At 72.7% G+C, this 498-nt stretch carries 1 protein-coding gene; it reads left to right on the forward strand.

The genetic code is table 11. The features are described from left to right. Positions 1 to 391, forward strand: a 391-nt coding sequence (locus tag FJV41_RS57260) for a 3-methyl-2-oxobutanoate hydroxymethyltransferase (protein ID WP_181791559.1), incomplete at its 5' end; no start/stop codon positions are given. Between the last annotated feature and the right edge of the window lie 107 nt (positions 392 to 498).

Consider the following 498-nt stretch of genomic DNA (forward strand, 5'->3'; position numbering starts at 1 on the left):
CCTCGGGCTCACGCCGCAGACGGTGCATGCGCTGGGCGGCTACCGCGTGCAGGGCCGCGACGACGACGCCGCGCGCCAGCTGCGGCTGCAGGCCCGCGAGCTGCAGGATGCCGGCGCCTCCATGCTGGTGCTCGAGATGGTGCCTGCCGTCCTCGCACGCGAGCTCACCGAAGCGCTGCCCCGCTGCCACACCATCGGCATCGGCGCGGGCAGCGGCACGGCCGGCCAGGTGCTGGTGCTCCACGACATGCTGGGCATGAACCTCGGCCGCATGCCGCGCTTTGTGCACGACTTCATGCAGGACACCGGCAGCGTGCGCGGCGCCATCGAAGCCTACGTGCACGCCGTCAAGGCGGGCCGATTCCCCGACGACGCGCGCCACGCCTGGTAGCACCCGCCTTCCAGAACGCCGACTCCGTCCCTTCTCCGCACTTCGTCCATGCTCATCGTCCATTCCATCGCGGAGCTGCGCGCCGCGCTCGCCGGCCGCGGCCGCCC

The organism is Myxococcus llanfairpwllgwyngyllgogerychwyrndrobwllllantysiliogogogochensis (assembly GCF_006636215.1).
Lineage (GTDB): Bacteria > Myxococcota > Myxococcia > Myxococcales > Myxococcaceae > Myxococcus > Myxococcus llanfairpwllgwyngyllgogerychwyrndrobwllllantysiliogogogochensis.